Annotated in this window: 17 protein-coding genes and 1 tRNA gene; 6 read left to right on the plus strand and 12 right to left on the minus strand. The window is 67.3% G+C overall.

Annotated elements, in window-relative coordinates:
- The first annotated feature begins 141 nt into the window (after window positions 1-141).
- The 4 genes from QZY48_RS30800 to QZY48_RS30815 all read left to right on the plus strand — a co-directional run bounded on the left by QZY48_RS30800 (window position 142) and on the right by QZY48_RS30815 (window position 3,607).
- On the plus strand, window positions 142-894 hold the full coding sequence (locus QZY48_RS30800; protein WP_295437818.1) for a DUF3313 domain-containing protein: 753 nt from the start codon (window positions 142-144) through the stop codon (window positions 892-894).
- 321 nt (window positions 895-1,215) lie between these two features.
- Window positions 1,216-1,521 carry a hypothetical protein gene (locus QZY48_RS30805; protein WP_295437821.1) on the plus strand — a complete coding sequence of 102 codons (306 nt, stop codon included), beginning with the start codon at window positions 1,216-1,218 and terminating at the stop codon, window positions 1,519-1,521.
- 93 nt (window positions 1,522-1,614) lie between these two features.
- A complete protein-coding gene (locus tag QZY48_RS30810) occupies window positions 1,615-2,436 on the plus strand; it encodes a hypothetical protein (protein ID WP_295437823.1) in 822 nt (273 codons plus the stop codon).
- 7 nt (window positions 2,437-2,443) lie between these two features.
- A complete protein-coding gene (locus QZY48_RS30815; protein ID WP_295437825.1) occupies window positions 2,444-3,607 on the plus strand; it encodes a radical SAM protein in 1,164 nt (387 codons plus the stop codon).
- A gap of 82 nt (window positions 3,608-3,689) precedes the next feature.
- Here the strand turns inward: QZY48_RS30815 and QZY48_RS30820 are convergent, their stop codons facing one another.
- The 9 genes from QZY48_RS30820 to QZY48_RS30860 all read right to left on the minus strand — a co-directional run bounded on the left by QZY48_RS30820 (window position 3,690) and on the right by QZY48_RS30860 (window position 13,308).
- Complete coding sequence (locus QZY48_RS30820; RefSeq protein WP_295437827.1) at window positions 3,690-4,316, minus strand: EF-hand domain-containing protein; 627 nt, start codon at window positions 4,314-4,316, stop codon at window positions 3,690-3,692.
- A 460-nt stretch (window positions 4,317-4,776) separates the two neighbouring features.
- Window positions 4,777-7,425 (minus strand): DEAD/DEAH box helicase family protein, encoded by a 2,649-nt coding sequence (locus QZY48_RS30825; RefSeq protein ID WP_295437829.1) that lies wholly within the window; start codon window positions 7,423-7,425, stop codon window positions 4,777-4,779.
- Between the two features lie 7 nt (window positions 7,426-7,432).
- Complete coding sequence (locus QZY48_RS30830) at window positions 7,433-7,831, minus strand: HEPN domain-containing protein (RefSeq protein WP_295437832.1); 399 nt, start codon at window positions 7,829-7,831, stop codon at window positions 7,433-7,435.
- Complete coding sequence (locus QZY48_RS30835) at window positions 7,818-8,201, minus strand: nucleotidyltransferase domain-containing protein (RefSeq protein WP_295437834.1); 384 nt, start codon at window positions 8,199-8,201, stop codon at window positions 7,818-7,820. The genes QZY48_RS30830 and QZY48_RS30835 overlap by 14 nt, the downstream gene beginning before the upstream one ends.
- Complete coding sequence (locus QZY48_RS30840) at window positions 8,198-9,373, minus strand: DNA methyltransferase (protein WP_295437836.1); 1,176 nt, start codon at window positions 9,371-9,373, stop codon at window positions 8,198-8,200. The genes QZY48_RS30835 and QZY48_RS30840 overlap by 4 nt, the downstream gene beginning before the upstream one ends.
- 289 nt (window positions 9,374-9,662) lie before the next feature.
- Window positions 9,663-9,738, minus strand: a tRNA-Asn gene (locus QZY48_RS30845).
- A gap of 255 nt (window positions 9,739-9,993) precedes the next feature.
- Complete coding sequence (locus QZY48_RS30850; RefSeq protein WP_295437838.1) at window positions 9,994-10,557, minus strand: GspH/FimT family pseudopilin; 564 nt, start codon at window positions 10,555-10,557, stop codon at window positions 9,994-9,996.
- Window positions 10,558-10,650: 93 nt separating this feature from the next.
- Window positions 10,651-11,835 (minus strand): pyridoxal phosphate-dependent aminotransferase, encoded by a 1,185-nt coding sequence (locus QZY48_RS30855; protein ID WP_295437839.1) that lies wholly within the window; start codon window positions 11,833-11,835, stop codon window positions 10,651-10,653.
- Window positions 11,836-12,024: 189 nt separating this feature from the next.
- Window positions 12,025-13,308, minus strand: coding sequence for a hypothetical protein (locus QZY48_RS30860; protein ID WP_295437841.1), 1,284 nt, complete (start codon window positions 13,306-13,308; stop codon window positions 12,025-12,027).
- 577 nt (window positions 13,309-13,885) lie between these two features.
- Between QZY48_RS30860 and QZY48_RS30865 the strand changes: the two genes are divergently transcribed.
- Window positions 13,886-14,809, plus strand: a complete 924-nt coding sequence (locus QZY48_RS30865) for a hypothetical protein (protein WP_295437842.1) — start codon at window positions 13,886-13,888, stop codon at window positions 14,807-14,809.
- A 320-nt stretch (window positions 14,810-15,129) separates the two neighbouring features.
- Here the strand turns inward: QZY48_RS30865 and QZY48_RS30870 are convergent, their stop codons facing one another.
- The 3 genes from QZY48_RS30870 to QZY48_RS30880 all read right to left on the minus strand — a co-directional run bounded on the left by QZY48_RS30870 (window position 15,130) and on the right by QZY48_RS30880 (window position 16,541).
- A complete protein-coding gene (locus tag QZY48_RS30870; protein ID WP_295437844.1) occupies window positions 15,130-15,648 on the minus strand; it encodes a tetratricopeptide repeat protein in 519 nt (172 codons plus the stop codon).
- A gap of 108 nt (window positions 15,649-15,756) precedes the next feature.
- On the minus strand, window positions 15,757-16,083 hold the full coding sequence (locus QZY48_RS30875; protein ID WP_295437847.1) for a hypothetical protein: 327 nt from the start codon (window positions 16,081-16,083) through the stop codon (window positions 15,757-15,759).
- Between the two features lie 128 nt (window positions 16,084-16,211).
- Window positions 16,212-16,541: a DUF4062 domain-containing protein gene (locus tag QZY48_RS30880; protein WP_295437850.1), complete on the minus strand. Its 330-nt coding sequence runs from the start codon at window positions 16,539-16,541 to the stop codon at window positions 16,212-16,214.
- A gap of 432 nt (window positions 16,542-16,973) precedes the next feature.
- Here QZY48_RS30880 and gvpA point away from each other — a divergent pair, with 432 nt between their 5' ends.
- Window positions 16,974-17,192 (plus strand): gas vesicle structural protein GvpA, encoded by a 219-nt coding sequence (gvpA, locus tag QZY48_RS30885; protein ID WP_020503491.1) that lies wholly within the window; start codon window positions 16,974-16,976, stop codon window positions 17,190-17,192.
- The last annotated feature ends 276 nt before the right edge of the window (window positions 17,193-17,468 follow it).

Consider the following 17,468-nt stretch of genomic DNA (forward strand, 5'->3'; position numbering starts at 1 on the left):
GCCGCTGCCGCGGGCGGCGACATCCAAGCCCCGGTCCGGCGGCAAACTGGCGTAAAATGATCGGCGTGCCTCGTGCGTGCGCCGACCACGCCAGAGGCGGCACTGCCGCGGTCCGCGGCGTCCCGGAACCTCGAGCGGAACATGCCCTTGAAGACCTTGCTGACCCCGATCGCGCTGGCCGCCCTGCTCCTGACGGGGGGTTGCGCGACCCCCCACGGCGGCGGCAAGCGGGCGGCCTACGCGGACTTTCTGAGCCAGCCGGAGCGGCTGCGCCCCGCACCCAACGCGAGCGGGGCCCTGGTGTGGATCGACCCCGGGGCGGAGTTGGCGCGCTACCAGCGGTTCCTGATCGAGCCCATCCAGGTCCGGCTGGCGGACGACGCCGCCTACAAGACGGTCGATCCCGCTGAGTTGAAGGCCCTGGCGGACTACCTGCAGCAGGCGATCACCAAGGCCCTGGGCCCCACCTACCAGGTAGTCAGCAGACCCGGCCCCGGGGTGCTGAAGCTGCGTATTGCCATCACCGACCTGGTACCGACCAAGCCCGCCTATAGTGTGGCCGCACTGGTGGTCCCCTATGCCACGGTCGCCGATCTGGCGTCCGGTCCGGTGGCCGGCCGCCCCGCGGGTTCCACCGCCTACCTGGGTCGCACCGGCATCGCCGGGATGCTGATCGACGCCCAAAACCAGCAGGTGGTCGCGGAGTACGCGGACAACCGGGTCGGGCGAAAGTATGTGGTCGATACCAGCGGGGGTCTCACCGGCGCCGTCACGACCGGGGTCGGGGACTATGTGAAGTCTTATTCCACCTGGGCCTATGCGCGCCAGGCCTTCGACGGCTGGGCGGGGGATCTGCGCCGCTGGCTGGACGGGGTCCACCGGCGTCCGGGCTGAGGGGCGGCGCTGCGCCGTCAGTGAGTGCTTAGTAACGAGTCAAGAACAAGTTAAACACCAACACGGTCGTTGTCGTTGTCGTTGTCGTAATCGGAGCAGCGATGCAATTTGGGGTGCGAGAGAATCCGGGGCGCATAGGATAACCTCGATTACGACAACGACAACGACAACGACAACGACGCTAAAGGCATTCTCTAATGGACCTGTTTACCTATTAGTGAACCGTTCTTTATCCCCCCGGCCGATGGCCCGGGTGGAGGTGCCGCAGAACCACAAGACGAGCGATGAGGCCCTTCGATAATACACGTAAAGAGGAACACTATGAGCGACAAATCCGTGACTGAATCCGGTCCCGAGCTGGCCGAACTGACCGACGACGAACTGCAAAGCCGTCGGGGTTTCCTGATCGGCATGGGCCGCTGGTCGAAGATCGTGATCGGCGCCGCCCTCTTCGGCGGCCTGGCGGTACCGCAGTCGGAGGCCGAGGCGGGCTGGCTCAATCGCCGCTACGGGGGCGGCGGCTGGATCAACCGCCGCGGCGGCGGCTGGGTCAACCGCCGCGGCGGCGGCGGTTGGGTCAACCGTAACGGCGGCGGCCGCGGCGGCAGTTGGATCAACCGGCGCTGAGCGAGGCCCGGTTGTCACCCGGCCCCGGGGCGATGGCGTCGGGGCCGGCCAGTCATTGAGGCGGCGCCCCGACGCCGCGGGGAGCAGGCCGCCGTGTCACACCAGACACCGATCCCGCCCGGGGATCATCCGGATCAGACCGTTTTCAGCGTTCCCGCGGCCCTGTTTCAGGCCTATCCCGACCGTGCGGTGATCCTGCGCACCGCCGATCCCGCGGCGGCCCGGACCCTGCTCGGGCCCGCCGTGCCGTCTAGGGTGTTGTTCCTGCAGGTTACGGACCTGACGGCGGACCTGGGGCCCCTGCTCCACTGGGGTGAGGGGCTGGCCATCGACCTGCTGATGGCCGCCCCGGCGACCGAGCTTCCCTTGCTCTACCGGTGCACCGGGTTGCTCGACCGCCATCCGGTGCGCGTGACGATCGCGCTGCTCCCGGGGGTGGCGCGGGCCGTCAAGCTGGCGGTCTCACTCGGTTTTGCGGTCCGCCTGGCGGGGCATCAGGCGTCCCCCGCGGTGGTTGCGGAGCTGCGGGAGGCACTCGCGGGATACCTCCACAATCCCACCGTCGCCCAGCCGGTGGAGCCCTTTCACGGCCTGTTGCTGGCCTTCCTGCACGACACCCCGGTCGACCTCTGGTCATTGCTGGAGCGCGACCAGGCCGAGGTTCTGATCCTGGATGACCAAGGCCAGGCGGCGCCCGACCAGGGCCCCGCGTGCGTGACGGCGTGGCGCGAGGGGCTGGTCGCCGCCGCGGCCGAGTGTCGCGACTGCCCCTGGCTTGCCCCCTGCGGCGCCTATTTCAAATGGCCCCGGCCCGACGCCGACTGCACCGGTGTGAAGTCGCTGTTCGCCGAACTGCACGCGGCGGCGGCCGAACTGCGTGCGGGGCTCGCCGCCTTTGCCGCGTCGCGGGGTTGACCGCACCATGAGCACCAAGGTCTTTTCACTGATCCTGCTCCCGACGCTCCAGTGCAATGCCGACTGTGACTACTGCTTCGAGGTGAAGACCAACGACCGGCTGTCCCTGGGACGCCTGCAGGAACTGATCGACAAGGTATTGGATCATCTGGTCGAACAGGACATCGCCGGGCTCATGATCCACTGGCAGGGCGGGGAGGCCATGACCCTGCCGCCGTCCTGGTTCACCCGTGCCCAGGCCCTGATCGCGGCCGCCGCCGCGGCGCGCGGGCGCACCGTGACCCACGGATTGCAGACCAACATGATTGGTTACAGCCCGCAGTGGAATCCGGTCATCCGCGAGATGTTCGACAACAGCGTCAGCACCTCACTGGACTATCCCAACCTCTACCGGCGCCGCCGGGGGCAGGACGCCGCCGACTACAACGCGGTCTGGGCGCGCAATGTGCGCCTCGCACGCGCCGCGGGCATCGAGGTCGGGGTCATCGCGGTGCCCAACGCGGCGACCCTGGAACTCGGCGCCGAGCGCTTCTACAGCCATTTCGTCGATGACCTCGGTATTCGCAGCTTCCAGGTCAATACGCCGTTCCCCGGGGGCGAGTCCAACCAGGCCAAGGGGCTGTTGCCGACGGGCAGCGCGGCGCTCATCGGCTTCTATATTGACTTGGCCGAGGTGTGGCTGGCGCGCGGCGAACGCGACGGGGTCCGGGTCGGCCCCTTCGACGAGCTATTGGCTTATTTCAGCGGCATGCCGACGGTACTGCCCTGCATCTGGACCGACGACTGTGCCAACCACATTCTTTGCATCGACGCCCGCGGTCACGTTGCCCAGTGCGACTGTTGGGTCACGAGCTATCCGGACTACCGCTTCGGCAACATCTTCGAGTGCGCAAGCCTGAGCGAGCTGCTCGCCGCCAGCGCGGTCGTAGAGCGCTTTCACCAACGCCCCATGGCACTGGTCGCGCGTGACTGTATCGCCTGTGACTACCTGGCCCTGTGCCACGGCGGCTGCCCGGTACGGGCCTTCTCGGTGCATGGAACCCTATTCGAGAAGGACCCGCACTGCGCCCTCTATCAGGCCTTGTTCGGCCACCTGGCGGGCGCCGCGGCGCGACAGGCCCGCGTGGGCGCCGCCCCACCATTCGAGGATAATCCTGGGCTGGAGAAATAGACAGGATTAACAGGATTTACCGGATTTTCTGTCGATGCAAGTTGCACCTATTCATCCTGTTAATCCTCACTGGCCCCTGGTTTCAGCGCTGGGGCTGCGGCGGCGAATGCTGGGCCTGTACCGTGGCGAATTCCTCGGCGCTGATCCGTCCGTCGCTATTGAGATCGATGGCCTCGAAGGTTGGGGCATTGCGCAGGCTCCCGATCGGCTGACCCTGCTGTGACTTCTCCACGGCGCGGTTGGCCCGGGCGTCATTGAACTCGGACGCACTGAGGCTGCCGTCGTGGTTCTCATCGAGATCGGTAAAGGTGGGCAGTGCCCCGGGCATGGCGACCCCACCACCATCACTGAGCCCCATCTGCGGACCGGCGCCCAGGGTCCCGGGACCACTCGCCGGCGCGGGCGGCTGAACCGTGGTGAATTCGGCGGCCGTCACCTGGCCATCGCTATTGCGGTCAAAGACCGCGAAGGTTGTCGTGTTGGCGACGCCGCCCATGGGCGCGCCGGCCGCCGCACGCTCACTGGTCTGCTGCTCCTGAACACGGTTGAACTCTTGCGCGCTGATACTGCCGTTGCCGTCCCGGTCGTAGGCGGTGAACGGCAAGGGACCGCCGACGATGACGTTTTCGGACTCGGCAAGCGCGGGCTGGACCGCGCAAGCGGCGGTGATCGCCAGGCTAAGGACAAGCATCTGGGTCTTGTGGTTCATCATGACTCTCTGTGAAAAAAAGTTCGGTTGGCTTGCCGTCCGGCACCGCGGCGCGACCACGACTGGCAATACTGAGGCTGGCCGAGATGGCAGAACCCGACGAGGGCCCGGTGACGTGGGGCGAGGGCGTGACAGAACTCAGGGCTGCCTCAGACGCCTGGCCCCGACACTCAAGTCCTTCCGGGACCCTCCTGTTATAGGCTGGGTCGCTTGGCGGGTCGGTGCGCTGACGTACATAAGCCGTCGGTCCCGCCACCCCATCCCCATTTGACTGCCCGGGGCGGGATCGCACCGCTGACCTCAAGCAAGGACAGTCACACTGGCGGAGCTGGTGTAATGAGGTACCAGGCCAGTCCGGCGACGATGAATATGCGGTATACTCGTAGGTTGGGTCAGCGCAGCGTAACCCGACTTTGGCGTGCAACCTGTGCAGGTTTTTCTTGAACCGTTCCTTCGCCACTCAGTGCGGAAACTTCTCCGGCAGCTTGGTCTTCCACTCGCTCATCAGCACCAGGTCACACTCCACCGTGCTCCCGTCCGGGTTCACTATCGACAGTTCCCCCACCCTTTGGGTCTGGTCGATCTGGAATGCCTCGGTCATCAGGTCCAGCACGGCCTGTTTGTACTCGGTGTCCGTGTTGCCCTTCAGATGGTCGCCCTTGGTCTCCATGACCACCAGCCGTTTGCCCTTGCCGTACTGGTTGCCGGGCTGCACGGCAAAGATGAAGTCCGGATAGATGCGCTCGCGCCGCCAGCCGGCAAGCACATACTGGTGCCGTGCGACGTTGCGATGCCACCAAAGGAGGGACTTTTCCGCGTCCAGGTAGACAGCAACCTCGCGCTCATCTATTTTGCCCAAGTCGTTCTTGTAGATCGGCGAGAACAGGCTGCGTTGCAGGGGTCCGCCGTCGGTCCCGAGCATCTGGTCCGCCCCAACGGGTTCGTAGGTCACCGAGTCCGCGGGCATCGCCCAATTGTGTCGGTCGGTGCGCAGCCGGAACTGGATGCGCCCCGCCGCGACCTCCTTGCGGAAATGGGCCTCGGCCATCCGATCCCGCTCGCCGGTAAGCCAACGGCGCAGTTGCTCGATCAGCAGCCCGTGGAGCTTGCCGAGCGTTTCATCCGCAAAGCCCCGGCGTTGCAGTCCAGCGACCAGCGCGCCGACGATCTCGCGCGCAATCCAGGCGTTCGGCACGATATCCGACACCATGCGCACGGCATAGGCGGGGTCGAAGGCCAGGCGCTCCCCGGTGTTGCCGGTCACTTCCGAGACGATCCGCTCCTCGCCGGAGTCCACCAGGCGGATGCGCCGCAGTTGTTGCTCCGGACTCTGGAAGTTGTCCGGAATCTTCGCGATCAAGGGCGTCGGGTCGAGCCCGCTCCAGTCCAGTGCAAACAGGATGTCCTGCTCGTAGTCGAGTTTCCGCACCGAGTCGTCTTCGACTCGCAGTACCTCGGGCAGGTAGATTTCGGTCTTGGCGAAAGCTGGGCGCCGCTTGATCGCTCGCGGGCCTTTCCCGTCCGCGCCCCCCTCCGGGTCCGCAATGCGAATCTCCTGCACCAGGTCGGCCAGCCCGTCCTCCTCCAGGCCGCTCTTGATGGCCGCCACCACGGCCGCCGTATCGGCGTGGTGGGTGACCACATAGCACTCGTCCAGGGCCGCGACGCCCGTCTTCTGCGCGTGGGGTTGCCGCAGGATACGCCCAACCAGTTGGGTCAGGGCGGCTGCGTTATGGCTCGCCGACAGCGAACACAGCACATAGGCGAAGGGGCAGTCCCAGCCCTCCTGTAACGCCTGCTTGGTGATGATGGCCCGCACCCGGTTCGTGGGGGCCAACAGGTCAAGGTTCTCGGGCGCGGCCAGGTCATTGGTGTCCGCGGTCTTGATGGCAATCTCGGGCTCGTCCAGCCCGGCCGTGACCAGCCACTCCTTCACGTCCAGGGCATGGATGAAACCGCCGTCCCGCTGCTCGGCGCCGGTGCGCTCCGCCTGCACCAGCAGGATGGGCCGGATGTAACGCCCGGTCTCCCCCTGGAACCGCCGCGCCTCGGCATCCAGGGTATTCAGCCGCTCCAGGGCGTTACGCAGGGTTTCGCGCCACTCGCTGCCCCCGCGCGTGTCCAGGTTGAGCGGCATCTTGATCATGCCCTCCCGGTCCACATCCAGGCCCGTGATCTCCACCAGCACATTGGCCGGGCGGGCCGGTCTCGGGTTCTTCCCGCCGCGGGCAAGCACGTCCTTCGGGGTCGCGGTCAGCTCCAACACGAAGCAGGGATTGAAGCCGTAGAGCGTCTTGAAGGCCAGTTCCGGGGTCGCCTTGTGGCCCTCGTCCATAACCACCACGGGACGGATCAACCGCAGCGCATTGCCGAGCGAGTCCTTGACCATGGGCCAGAATGAACCGTTGGTCGCGGACGCGGCGTAGGCGTCCAGGTTCGGGGTCTCCTTGAGCACCCGCAGTTGCGCCTCCTGGTCGCCCTCGTCCGGGAAGAACCCGCGCACGTCCCCCCGGTCCTTGAACATCCGCAAGGTGTCGTTGGTCTGCCGATTGGCCGATTGCAGCATCAGCAGCATGACGCAGAGGCTCGCGTCCACGTCCCGCGCGTCTAGCTTATCCCCCTTTTCCATCAGCAGGACCCGATTGCCCGAGAGGACATCGAGCATCTGCCGATAGGGGTGTTGCCGGTCGGTCAGTTGGCGCTTCGTCTGGCTGTAGATCGCCTCGTTGGGGACGATCCAGAGGACAAAACCGGTGCTGCGCCCCAGGTAGCGCCCGAAGATGCGCGACAGGGCCGAAACGGCGAGATAGGTCTTGCCGCCGCCCGTCGGTACCTTGAAGACCACGTTGGGGACCGGGCGCTTCATCCCGTCGGCGCGGGGTGAGTAGGGCACCCTGGCCCGGCTCGGCGGGAGCTTGCCGGCCTCCTTCAGCGCCCGCCAGGTAGTGGCCGGGAAGTTTGGCGCCGGCCGAATCAGGTCCGGGTCCGACTCCCCCACATTGGCGGCGGCGATCTTGTCGGCCTTCGCCTTCTGTGTAGCCAACTCGGTCAGATACTCATCGAACCGGGTCAGCACCCGGGCCTGGTAGTCGAGGTCACGCAGTGACATGGCAGGCTCAGTCCCCCGCCGCGTCGAGCACGGTGGTCACATGCGTCAACAGGGCGGCCACCTCGGCGACGATGGCCGGACGGTCGAGCGGCGCGTCGGCGTCCGGGTCGCCTTCGTCGTAGCGGGCCAGAATGCCGTAAACCGAAAAGCGTTCGAGGGGCCAGAACCGCTCCACGTCCGCCGCGGCGCCTTCCAACCGCATCAACAGCCCTGCCAGGTCGTGCGTGAAGGGATAAGACCGACGCCGCGCGGTCAACCATGCCTTGAGCGCCTTCTCCACCGCTTGTTGCGCGTGAAAGCCATAGATCGCGTCCGCGAACAGCGCGGACGTCTGCATACCAACCAGGGCGTCGAAATCGCGTCGGGCGAGCCGCAGCAATGAATGCGCGTGATCAAGCGTTGCCATAGAGCAGGCGTCCCTCGCGGACGGCGTTTGCGACCACATGATTGAGCGCCTCTTTCCAGCGCTGGAACTCGTCGCGGCTGTAGACGAGCAGGTCCTTGCTGGCGGGCACATAGCGAAGCGCGTGATACAGCCGCGCCGCCTCCCGTATCCGGCTGCGACCCCGGCCGAAGGGCTCGCGCTCGATGATGAGCAGGTCCACGTCGGAATCCGGGCCGGCATCGCCGCGCGCCCGCGAGCCGAACAGGATAATGGCCTCCGGGTCGGCCTCGCGAACGATGATGTCAACCATCTGGCGCAGCACCTCGGCCTCGTTGAATTCGGTCTCTGCCGGTAACGGTAACGGCGCAGCGGCGGCGTGCGGTGTGCTCATTGGGGCCTCTCCACGCGGTACAGGGCGAAAGGTAAGGGCGCAAAGGCCACCTCGCAGGGGAGTCCGGCATCCTCCAGGACCCGCTTGGAGACGAACCGGGCCGGGGCATAGACCAGGTGCGGCTTGTCCGGCTTGGCCGCGGCAATGGCCTTGGCGCGCGAGAGGGTCAGGGCCGCGTCGCGGGACTTGAGGAAGTTGAGATCCGGGCGGTAGATCAGCCACACATGCTGTGCGGACGACGCCCCCAGGTAGCCGACCCCCGCGACCTCTTCGGGTTGGGCGGCGATGGGCCGGGCCTGATTGGTCGCCATGTGGAACAGCAGTGCGCCCAGTTGATCGAAGGCCGGGAGGTTCTCCCCGGTCAGCAACTTGTCCATCTCCACCGCGGCGCCCAGGGTGCAGTAGGTGAACTCGCCCCCCAGGCCCTCGGTCTTCTGGGTCACCTCGCGCTCGCCGGTCACGATCAGTTCGCCGTCCTTGACCTCGGCCTTGATGCGGTCAAAGCGGTGGGCCTCCAGATGCTTGATCGACTCCACATGGTTCAGCAGCGTGTCCGCCTTCTTCAGGCTGGTGAAGGTCAGCCGCTCCCGGTGCAGTTCCTCCCGCTGCGTGCCTTGGAATTTGTATCCGTTGATGACTCGGCGCACCCGCTCGGCAGTCAGGGTATCGGCGTAATCTTCGCATTCCACCAGGATAAAACGACGGTTACCGCGGTCTTTGGCGTTGGCGGCAAGTACAGCGTGGCCGGTCGTACCGGAGCCAGCAAAAGAGTCGAGTACCAACGAGTCATTTCTTGCCGCGATCTCCAACACGCGGGAAACCAGCGCCGTCGGCTTTGGGCTATCGAACTCCTCGTCCCGACCAAAGATGGCAGTCAGATTCGCCTTTGCCTGCCTGTTTTGGTCAACGTCATCCCAGATGGTAGACCAAGGGGCGCGAGGCACGTCTGGCGCTATTTCAATGTAGATGCAGTCCACCTTGCCGGCGTACAGGGGCAGGAGTGCCTTGAGCGCGTGCAGGTTGTCCCCGTGGATGATCAGGTTGCCGTCCAGGCGCCCATTCTCGCCCGACTCGCCGATGGACCGTTTGGGGTCGGGGACCAGGGGGCGGAAGGGCACCGCCAGGTGATGGTTGAAGACGAACTCCTTACCCTTGAAGAACAGTTCCGGCATGTCATGGGTTCCGCTGGTCTTGGGCGTCCGCGAGAGGCACGGGCACGTTGCGCTAGATTACGGCGCGCGACGATCAGGGGCAATGCGTACCGCTCGGGTCGGCAGCCGTCGCCCGTGCGCCCGGACCGCCCCGGCCGCGGGCCTTCTGGTGTGCGGGCGGGGGTGCCAGGTAGGGGCCGAACGGCGGGCCGGGGCGTTTTGTCGTGGGGCGTTGACGGCGACTGGGCGATGAGTGCGCCACGGGCATAGAAAAAGGGGTTAGGCTTTCACCTAACCCCTTCTTTATATTTGGCTCCCCGGGACGGGCTCGAACCGCCGACCTAATGATTAACAGTCATCCGCTCTACCGACTGAGCTACCGGGGAATGTCGACAGCCCATTATCATAGCCACTCGCGGCCCTGTGGTCAACCGCTAGATTCGGTCGGCTTGTACTTGCCGGTTCGCTGGTGACGGGTACTACCAGGCGTACTTGTTCGGACCAGTAGGCGTAGGGTGCGCGGCGCGCACCGCAAGAGGCTGCGCCCGAGCGCAGCGGTCAGGGTCGCGGGCGGCGCCATGGTGCGGACGGCGCACCCTAAGGCAGCGGCGCGGTCGTCCGGGCATTTGTATCACGCGGTATCAGGGGGGGCACTGGAGTGCCCCACCGCCGGGCGCATACTGTGCGACCCGGGCACGCCCCACGGCATCGACGATCACGGCACGCCCGAAGCTGGGAGTGCGTCGATCGCAGAGCGTGACGGTTGCCGCACCGCCTGCCGAACCATCGGGATGGAAGAAAAAGCGCGGCGAGGTGCCGTTCTTGTCGATCGTCACGGCGGCCAGTTCAGCCGCGTCCACGCGCCGTAGCACTTGCAGAATCTTGGGCGGCGACGCGGTGTCGACGGTCGCGACCATGTAGCCGCCCTGCCACAGTTGACCGGCCGGCCAGTTGGCGTTGTCCGTGCATTGTGCGGCAACGTTGCAGGGTCCCACGGCGACCCGGCCAACCCCGCGTTTGACCGCGCTGGAGCGGGCATACTGCAGATGGGCCAGCAGGGTGTTGGCAGTATTGGTCAGCTTGGTGCGGGAGAGGAGGTCGGCGAAGGCCGGAACCCCAAGTGCCAGGAGGATGATCAGCACCAGCACGGTGACCATCAGTTCGATCAGGGTGAACCCGCGGCGGCGGCGATGCGTTGCAGTCATGGGATTTCGCTCCTTGTGACCTGGCGCAAGTCTAGTCGCTGCCGGGCGGGTTTACCGTGAAAGTCGCGCATTGCGCAAGTCGGCCGGCCGGCGCTACCCGACCGCCCTGCCGATCCGCTCCAGGGCCTGGTCCAGGTTGCTCGCGCTGGTCGCAATCGAGATGCGCACATGCCCGGCCAGCCCGAAGGCGGAGCCCGGCACCAGGGCCACCCCGACCTTCTCCAGCAGATACTCGGCAAACTCCAGGTCGTTGCTGACGCCGGCCAGCCGCTCGATGGCCTGCTGGACCCGCGGGAAGACATAGAAGGTCCCGTCCGTGGGCAGGCACTCGATGCCGGGGATCAGGTTCAACTGCTCGACCACATGGTCATGGCGTTCCTTGAAGGCGCGGGTCATCACGCCGATGCAGTCCTGGGGGCCTTCCAGCGCGGCCTGCGCCGCCACCTGGGCGATGGAGGTCGGGTTGGAGGTGCTCTGGGACTGGATCTTGGTCATGGCCTTGATGACCTCGACCGGGCCCCCGGCATAGCCGATGCGCCAGCCGGTCATGGCATAGGCCTTCGAGACGCCGTTGAGCACCAGCGTGCGGGGGGCGAGATCCGGGCACACATTGATGATGTTGACGAAGGGGGCCGCGTCCCAGCGGATGTGCTCGTACATGTCGTCGGTGGCGATCAGTGCCCGCGGGAAGTTGCGCAGCACCGCGCCCAGGGCCTTCAATTCGTCCGCGCTGTAGGACATGCCGGTGGGGTTGGACGGGCTGTTGATGACCACCAGCCGGGTCTTGTCGTTCATCGCCGCCTTGAGTTGGGCCGGGGAGATCTTGAAGTGTTGCTCGGCCGGCGCGTGCACCAGCACCGGCGCGCCGCCGGCCAGCAGCACGATATCCGGATAGGAAACCCAGTAGGGCGCCGGGATCACCACCTCGTCGCCCGGGTCGACGACCGCGAGCGCCAGGTTGAAGAAGCTCTGCTTGCCGCCGCAGGAGACCAGCACCTGCTCCGGGGCATAGTCCAGGGCGTTCTCGCGCTTGAACTTGGCGACCACCGCGGCCTTGAGGCTGGGCATCCCGTCGACCGCGGTGTATTTCGTGAACCCCTGGTGGATCGCGGCCACGGCCGCCTCCTTGATGTGGTCCGGGGTGTCGAAGTCCGGCTCACCGGCGCCCAGGCCGACGACGTCCTTGCCCGCCGCTTTGAGGGCCTTGGCGCGGGCGTCGACGGCGAGGGTGGCGGAGGGCTTGACGGCCTGGACGCGGGCGGCGAGCTTGATGGTCATCGGCAAGGGTCTCGGGTGAACAGATCAGAATGAACCGGCTTGGTAACCGGTTAGTATATCGGATTGCAGCGGCGCGAACATCAGTGCCGGACGCCGTGAAAGTAGCGCGGCGACGCGGTGGGAGCGGCTTGCGCCGCGACGGATCGCGCCGGGAACGCGGCGTCGGCGTCGCACCTGGCGGATGCCCCCTCAGGTCTCCGGCAACTCCTTGGCATAGAGCACGGACCAGTCGGCCACCTCGTGCAGGCAGTCCGCGGCCACCCGCTCGGCCAGGCGCCGGGTCTCGCCCTGGAAGCGCAGGCCGTTGCAGGAGGCGACGGCGGCGGGCAGGACGGCGGCGAGGAAGATCAGCCAGGGGGCCAGGTCGTGCTTGATCCAGTCGGCCCAGGGCAGCCGGTGGGTGAGATAGAGGACGAGCAGCAGGAGGTCGAACGCGACGACCCAGATCACGGCCTGGCTGAGCCGGGCGCTGGCCTGTTCGGCAAAGCGGTCCAGGCGATGCATGAGGCCCTGGGTGCGGTCATGGTAGGCGATCTGCTCGGCGATCCATCCAGCGCGCACCTGGTCCAGCGCGGCGGCGGGGGCGAGGGTCAGGATCTGGGGCGCGGGGTCGGCGGGGTCGGTCGGCGAGACGCCGCGGGAGATGATGATGAGCAGCCAGAGCTTGGCCGCCGCCAGGCCCAGCAGGGCCCAGGGCAGCCAGTGGGCGCCATGGTGAACGGCGAGCAGGGCGAGGCCGGCCGTGGCCAGGGCCACGGCGGCGACCGCCAGGCCGTAGTTGAGCACAAAGGCGCCGCGGTAGAGGCCGCTGTAGTGATAATTGAGCGCGGTGGCGCGGGCGCGATAGTCCTTGAGCAGGCGCAGCCCCTCACGGTGCGCCCGCCGCTCGTCCTGGTCGGCGCCCGCGAGCCCCAAATCGGGGCCGACCAGGATGGCAGTGACCAGGTCCGCCAGGTCGGCATCGCTAAAGGGGGGGCCGGCCAGCGCGCCGGCCAGATCCTCCGCGGGGCGGATCAGCCAGACCTCGCCGCGCACCGTATCGATGAAGAGCACGGGCAGGTCGCAGGCCAGCGCGGCCGGCACCGTCTCCAGGGTGCCGCCGGGCTTCGCCGGGGCGCTGGGGTCCGCGGCGGCTACCAGGAGGTCCGCGTGACGCAGCAGCAGGGCCGACTGCGCGCGATAGGCACGGCCGCGGCGTTGGCTGGCCAGTGCCAGGCGCTCGCCTGCCGCGGGGTCCGGATCAGTCACCGGGTCCGGCTTGTCGTAGATGCCGTCCGCCACGATCACGTAGGCACAACGGGCCGCCTGACGGTCGAACTCGGGGTGGAAGTCGGGCGCGCGGCTGGCGCGGTAGCCGGGGAGATCGAAGGGCAGCACCGCCGCCAACTCGGTCTCGATACAGTCCTCGCCCGCCCGGTCCGACCCCGCACCGTCCGGGGCGATGCGCAGCCGCTCCAGCACCCGCGCTGCCACCGTATCCGCCCCCTCGCAAAGTCCCGTCACCAGGCGCAGCAGGGGGCGCTTGGCGGGCGTAGAAGGCCGTCACCGGCGGCTCCCGCCCGGCCTGCACCGGCACCCCGGGGGTCAGGGCCGCCAACTGGCGGCCGATGACGGTAAACACCTGTGCCAGGGTGGTGTCCAGGGTCTGCTCTTCGGCTGGCGACAGCACCCGCCGTCCGGCAAAGCCCAGGCGCAGCAGGGCCCGCGGGCGGGGCGGGAGGGAGTTCGCGGGTGCGGGGTGCGGCATGACGATCATCCTGCGGGTCGGTGGCACTGGCGGGGATTATCCCGCACCGGGATGCAGAAAAATACCGGGACCGACCGGCCCTGGCCGGTGCAGATTCGAGGAGTGGTATTCGCAGGCGGACGCGCGGGCCTATGCCGACATCTGTGAAACACTAAATCCTTGGCATAGAGCGCAGATCACTAGCGTGCGTGGGAGCGGCTTCAGCCGCGACGAGGCCAGGGGAGTGACGTAGGGTCCGCTGCGCGGACCGAGCGCTGCTGGCCGCAACGACGATCAAGGCCCTGCTTGCGGTACCATGGGCCGATGCGCGATCACACCCCCTGGCATCGACTCTTCGGCATCGCCCTGACCGACCTCTTCACTGGCCGCCCCTGGCGCGTGGAACTGGAAATGGAGCTGGCGCTCAAGAGTCAGCGGCTGGACGTGCTGATTATCGAACGGTTACCCGGCGCCGCCGCGGCCACCGAGGCGGCGGCCCTGGCCGACCTGCCCGACGGGTTGGAGAACCTCACCGCCCACAATGTCCTGAGCTACAAATCCAAACAGGAACCGCTGGACGGTTGGGCGCTCGAAGAACTGATCGGTCACTACGTCACCTATCGCAAGCTCGCCTCCATCCAGGCCGCCACGGGCCGAGCGACGGCCGCCGCCGCCGTGGAACCGCCGGCCGCGGGCTATCGGCTGCTGCCGGAGGCAGATTTCCGCCTCTATGCCGTCGCCACCCGCCATCCCGGGAAGCTGTTCCGGCAACTCCCCGCCCCGGCCCGGACCCCCAGCGCCTGGCCCGGCGTCTACGATCTCGGCTGGGGCAGCCGCCGGATTCGGCTGATCGTCCTGAACGCCCTGGCCCAGCACCCGCGCAACGCCCCCTGGGAACTGTTCGCCAGCGAGATGGATCGAATCCGCTATGGACTCGCCCACTACCGGCCGCACAGCCCGGCGGCGCAGTTGTTGCGCTACCATCTTGCCACCGTCCACCGTCTGGAGCTTCCCGACATGGCTTACACGCTCGACGACTTCAAACGTGACACCTACCGCATGCTCATCGACGACCTGCATGAACTCAGCGAGCAAGAGCGCCAAGCGCTGCTGGGGCGGATGGGTGTCGAGGACCGCTTACGCGGACTGGCCGCCGAGGACCGCTTACGCGGACTGGCCGCCGAAGATCGCTTACGCGGGTTAGACCCGGAACTGGTCAAGGATTGGCTTGAACGCACCGGACATTGAACGCAAGCCGGGGCGGTGGCGCTGACGCCTGCGGTCACCACCGTTGCGGCTTCGAGCATCGTTGCGGCGACCGCGGTCAACTTGCGGTCGGCGGTCCGCACAGCGGACCCTACGAAACCGCCGCGCTCAAGCCCCGACCCGCGGTCGCGGCCCGCGTCCCAACCGGAGGTCGAGGCTTCAGCCGGAAGGGCCGCGCGAGACCTCCCGGAGCCGGCGCGGACCGCGGCGGCGACTTGCCTGGTCGCGCGGGACTTGGGAGCCGGTAAGCCCCCTCATCCGGGGGTGCCGGGTGGCCGCGGGGAGACCCGGCGCGGCCCCGCTCACCGCGCCGCACCCTGCACCCGCGCCCGAATCGCCTCCAACCCCGCCAGGTCCTCAGGCGACACATGCAGGCCCCGCTGCTGCATCGCCGCGAAGATCGCGAGCATCTCACCCCAGTGCTGGCGCAGCAGATCCTCGCGCCCCTGCCGGTCGGCGATTCCGCCGAGCTTGTAGTGGGACACGGCCAGGTCGCGCTGCCAGTCGGCGTTGCTCGGGTCCGCGGCGGCCAGGCGCTCAGCGGTAGCGAGGGACTGCCCGTAGTCCGCCAGCGCGCCCGCGAGGTCGCCCTGCGCGGCCTTGGTGTCGCCGATGCGCTCCAGACAGAGCCCGATGTTTCGCTGCCAATCGCGATTGTCCGGCTCCAGCCCGATCAGCCGTTCCGCCAATCCCTTGGCCTGCACGAAGTCCCGCCCCGCATCGGGCAGCCGGCCGCGGACCACCGCGAGGTCGCCCTGCGCGATCAGGAACCACCGGTTGCCATCGAGTGCCGCCGGCCACTCCGGCTCCAGTTCCAGCACCTCCTGATACAGCGCCAGCGCGGACCCGGCCTCGCCCTTGGCGGCATAGAGTCCGGCGCTGGTGAGCAGTGGTTGCAGGTCGTCGCGGTTGCGCTGCCGCGCGGCGGCCTAGCGGGCGCGGACCTGGTCGAGGATGCCGACGCGCTTGGCGGCGACATAGGCGAGGGCCGGATCGACGCCCTGTTCTTTCAGGATGCGGGTGAGTTCGGTGAACACGCTGCTCGCCTCGCCGCGCGCCTCGATCGCGGCGAAGGAGGCGGCCAGCAGCAGCGTGGCGAAGACGCCGCCCAGACCCCAGCCGAGCCGGCGCTGGTGGCGCTCCTGCCGCTCGCGCAGTTGCGCCAGTTCGTCCTTGAGCCGGAGCACGCGGTTTTCGAGTTCGGCATCTGGCGGCGGGATGGCGCAGGTGGTTGGCGGCGCGCAGGCGCTCGACATAGGCCAGTTGCAGGGCACGGCGCTCGGCCTGGTAGCCGGCGGGGTCCGGGTGCGCGGGTTCGCCGTCGCGCACCGGCGGCAGGTCGAGTTGCGCCGGTTCGCGGTCGCGCCGGCAGCCGGGGCCGACCTCAATGACCCAGGTTTGCTTGCTGAGACGCTGGGCGCAGAGCAACTCGAACTGGGTGTAGGAACAGCCCGAAGGCGGGGTCCGGCCAGGGGCGTTCGGGGGCGTCGCTCATCGGCGGTTCGCGGCCGTAGGCGAGGCCGACCAGTTGGAAGACGCCCTCGCAGCCCGCGATCTGCTGCTCCAGCCAGGCCCGCAGTTCGCCGGGGCCGGTGGGGAAGTCGTCTTGCGTCACGGTGTCGAAACCCAGTCGGCGCAGGGTATCGGCGACCAGACGGCGGGCACTGGCGAGCTCGGTGCTGACGGCGGAGACGAACAGACGCGTTCTGATCAAGGCCGGTGCGTGCTTGCCGAGCGCGGCGGGGATGGGTTTCGCTCTCGCGCTGCACCTGCGGTCGGTAAGCGATGCGGCTAGGGGTCCAGCGCCAGAGTTATGGAATGGATTCCATAGCAAATGCCGCGCGTTCCCCCTGAATCGCCTCGCCCCAAAGTGCGACGTGACGATCGGGGGCATTGATATTAAAGTAATTTCAAAGAAGTCGCCGGTGCCATCCGCCGCTGGCACGCGCCATGCTATATACCCATCAAGCGACCGAGTCGGCAGGATGCCACACCGGGAAGCCCTGAGCCCGCCGGCAGTATCAAGCGGATCAGGGGACTCCCCCGGCGGGGTGGGGCATAGGGATGCGCATTGTGACCCGGGCCCGGTAGGTTCGCTTTCGACGCACATCATGTGCATTTAAATCACTCTCAGAGGGTAAAGAAAATGGCAAAAGTCGCCAACTCCACCGATTCTTCCAGCCTGGCCGAAGTTGTTGACCGCATCCTGGACAAGGGCATCGTGATTGATGCGTGGTTGAAGGTCTCCCTGGTTGGTATCGAGCTGCTCGCCGTCGAAGCCCGCGTGGTCATCGCCTCGGTTGAGACCTACCTGAAGTATGCCGAAGCGATTGGCCTCACCGCCCCGGCGGCTGCCCCGGCCTGATCGAGCTCTCGCGCCAATGGGGTGCCGCTCCGATGCCATAGGCATCGACCCTGAGCGGCACCTTGTGCCGGGTCAGGTGGCAAGCCGCGCCGAACCCGGTTTTACGGCTGCGCGGGAACCCGCCTGCTCCGGGTCCGAGATTCGCAATTAGTACGAGGAGCAAGCCATGGGCCGTTTTACTGAAGATATGGGGCGGCTGCGCGACGAGATCGAGTCCGAGCGCATCGCCCGTCAAACCCTGATCGCCGACACCCGCCAAGAGGTCACGGAGGCCGC

Origin of the sequence: uncultured Thiodictyon sp., from assembly GCF_903828115.1 — a bacterium.
Classification (GTDB): domain Bacteria; phylum Pseudomonadota; class Gammaproteobacteria; order Chromatiales; family Chromatiaceae; genus Thiodictyon.

What these genes read in the sequence shown, in the direction of transcription:
- QZY48_RS30800 (WP_295437818.1), top strand. Translation starts at nt 142, where the DNA reads ATGCCCTTGAAGACCTTGCTGACCCCGATCGCGCTGGCCGCCCTGCTC.
- QZY48_RS30805 (WP_295437821.1), top strand. Translation starts at nt 1,216, where the DNA reads ATGAGCGACAAATCCGTGACTGAATCCGGTCCCGAGCTGGCCGAACTG.
- QZY48_RS30815 (WP_295437825.1), top strand. Translation starts at nt 2,444, where the DNA reads ATGAGCACCAAGGTCTTTTCACTGATCCTGCTCCCGACGCTCCAGTGC.
- QZY48_RS30820 (WP_295437827.1), bottom strand. Translation starts at nt 4,316, where the DNA reads ATGAACCACAAGACCCAGATGCTTGTCCTTAGCCTGGCGATCACCGCC.
- QZY48_RS30825 (WP_295437829.1), bottom strand. Translation starts at nt 7,425, where the DNA reads ATGTCACTGCGTGACCTCGACTACCAGGCCCGGGTGCTGACCCGGTTC.
- QZY48_RS30830 (WP_295437832.1), bottom strand. Translation starts at nt 7,831, where the DNA reads ATGGCAACGCTTGATCACGCGCATTCATTGCTGCGGCTCGCCCGACGC.
- QZY48_RS30835 (WP_295437834.1), bottom strand. Translation starts at nt 8,201, where the DNA reads ATGAGCACACCGCACGCCGCCGCTGCGCCGTTACCGTTACCGGCAGAG.
- QZY48_RS30840 (WP_295437836.1), bottom strand. Translation starts at nt 9,373, where the DNA reads ATGCCGGAACTGTTCTTCAAGGGTAAGGAGTTCGTCTTCAACCATCAC.
- QZY48_RS30850 (WP_295437838.1), bottom strand. Translation starts at nt 10,557, where the DNA reads ATGACTGCAACGCATCGCCGCCGCCGCGGGTTCACCCTGATCGAACTG.
- QZY48_RS30855 (WP_295437839.1), bottom strand. Translation starts at nt 11,835, where the DNA reads ATGACCATCAAGCTCGCCGCCCGCGTCCAGGCCGTCAAGCCCTCCGCC.
- QZY48_RS30865 (WP_295437842.1), top strand. Translation starts at nt 13,886, where the DNA reads ATGCGCGATCACACCCCCTGGCATCGACTCTTCGGCATCGCCCTGACC.
- QZY48_RS30875 (WP_295437847.1), bottom strand. Translation starts at nt 16,083, where the DNA reads ATGTCGAGCGCCTGCGCGCCGCCAACCACCTGCGCCATCCCGCCGCCA.
- gvpA (WP_020503491.1), top strand. Translation starts at nt 16,974, where the DNA reads ATGGCAAAAGTCGCCAACTCCACCGATTCTTCCAGCCTGGCCGAAGTT.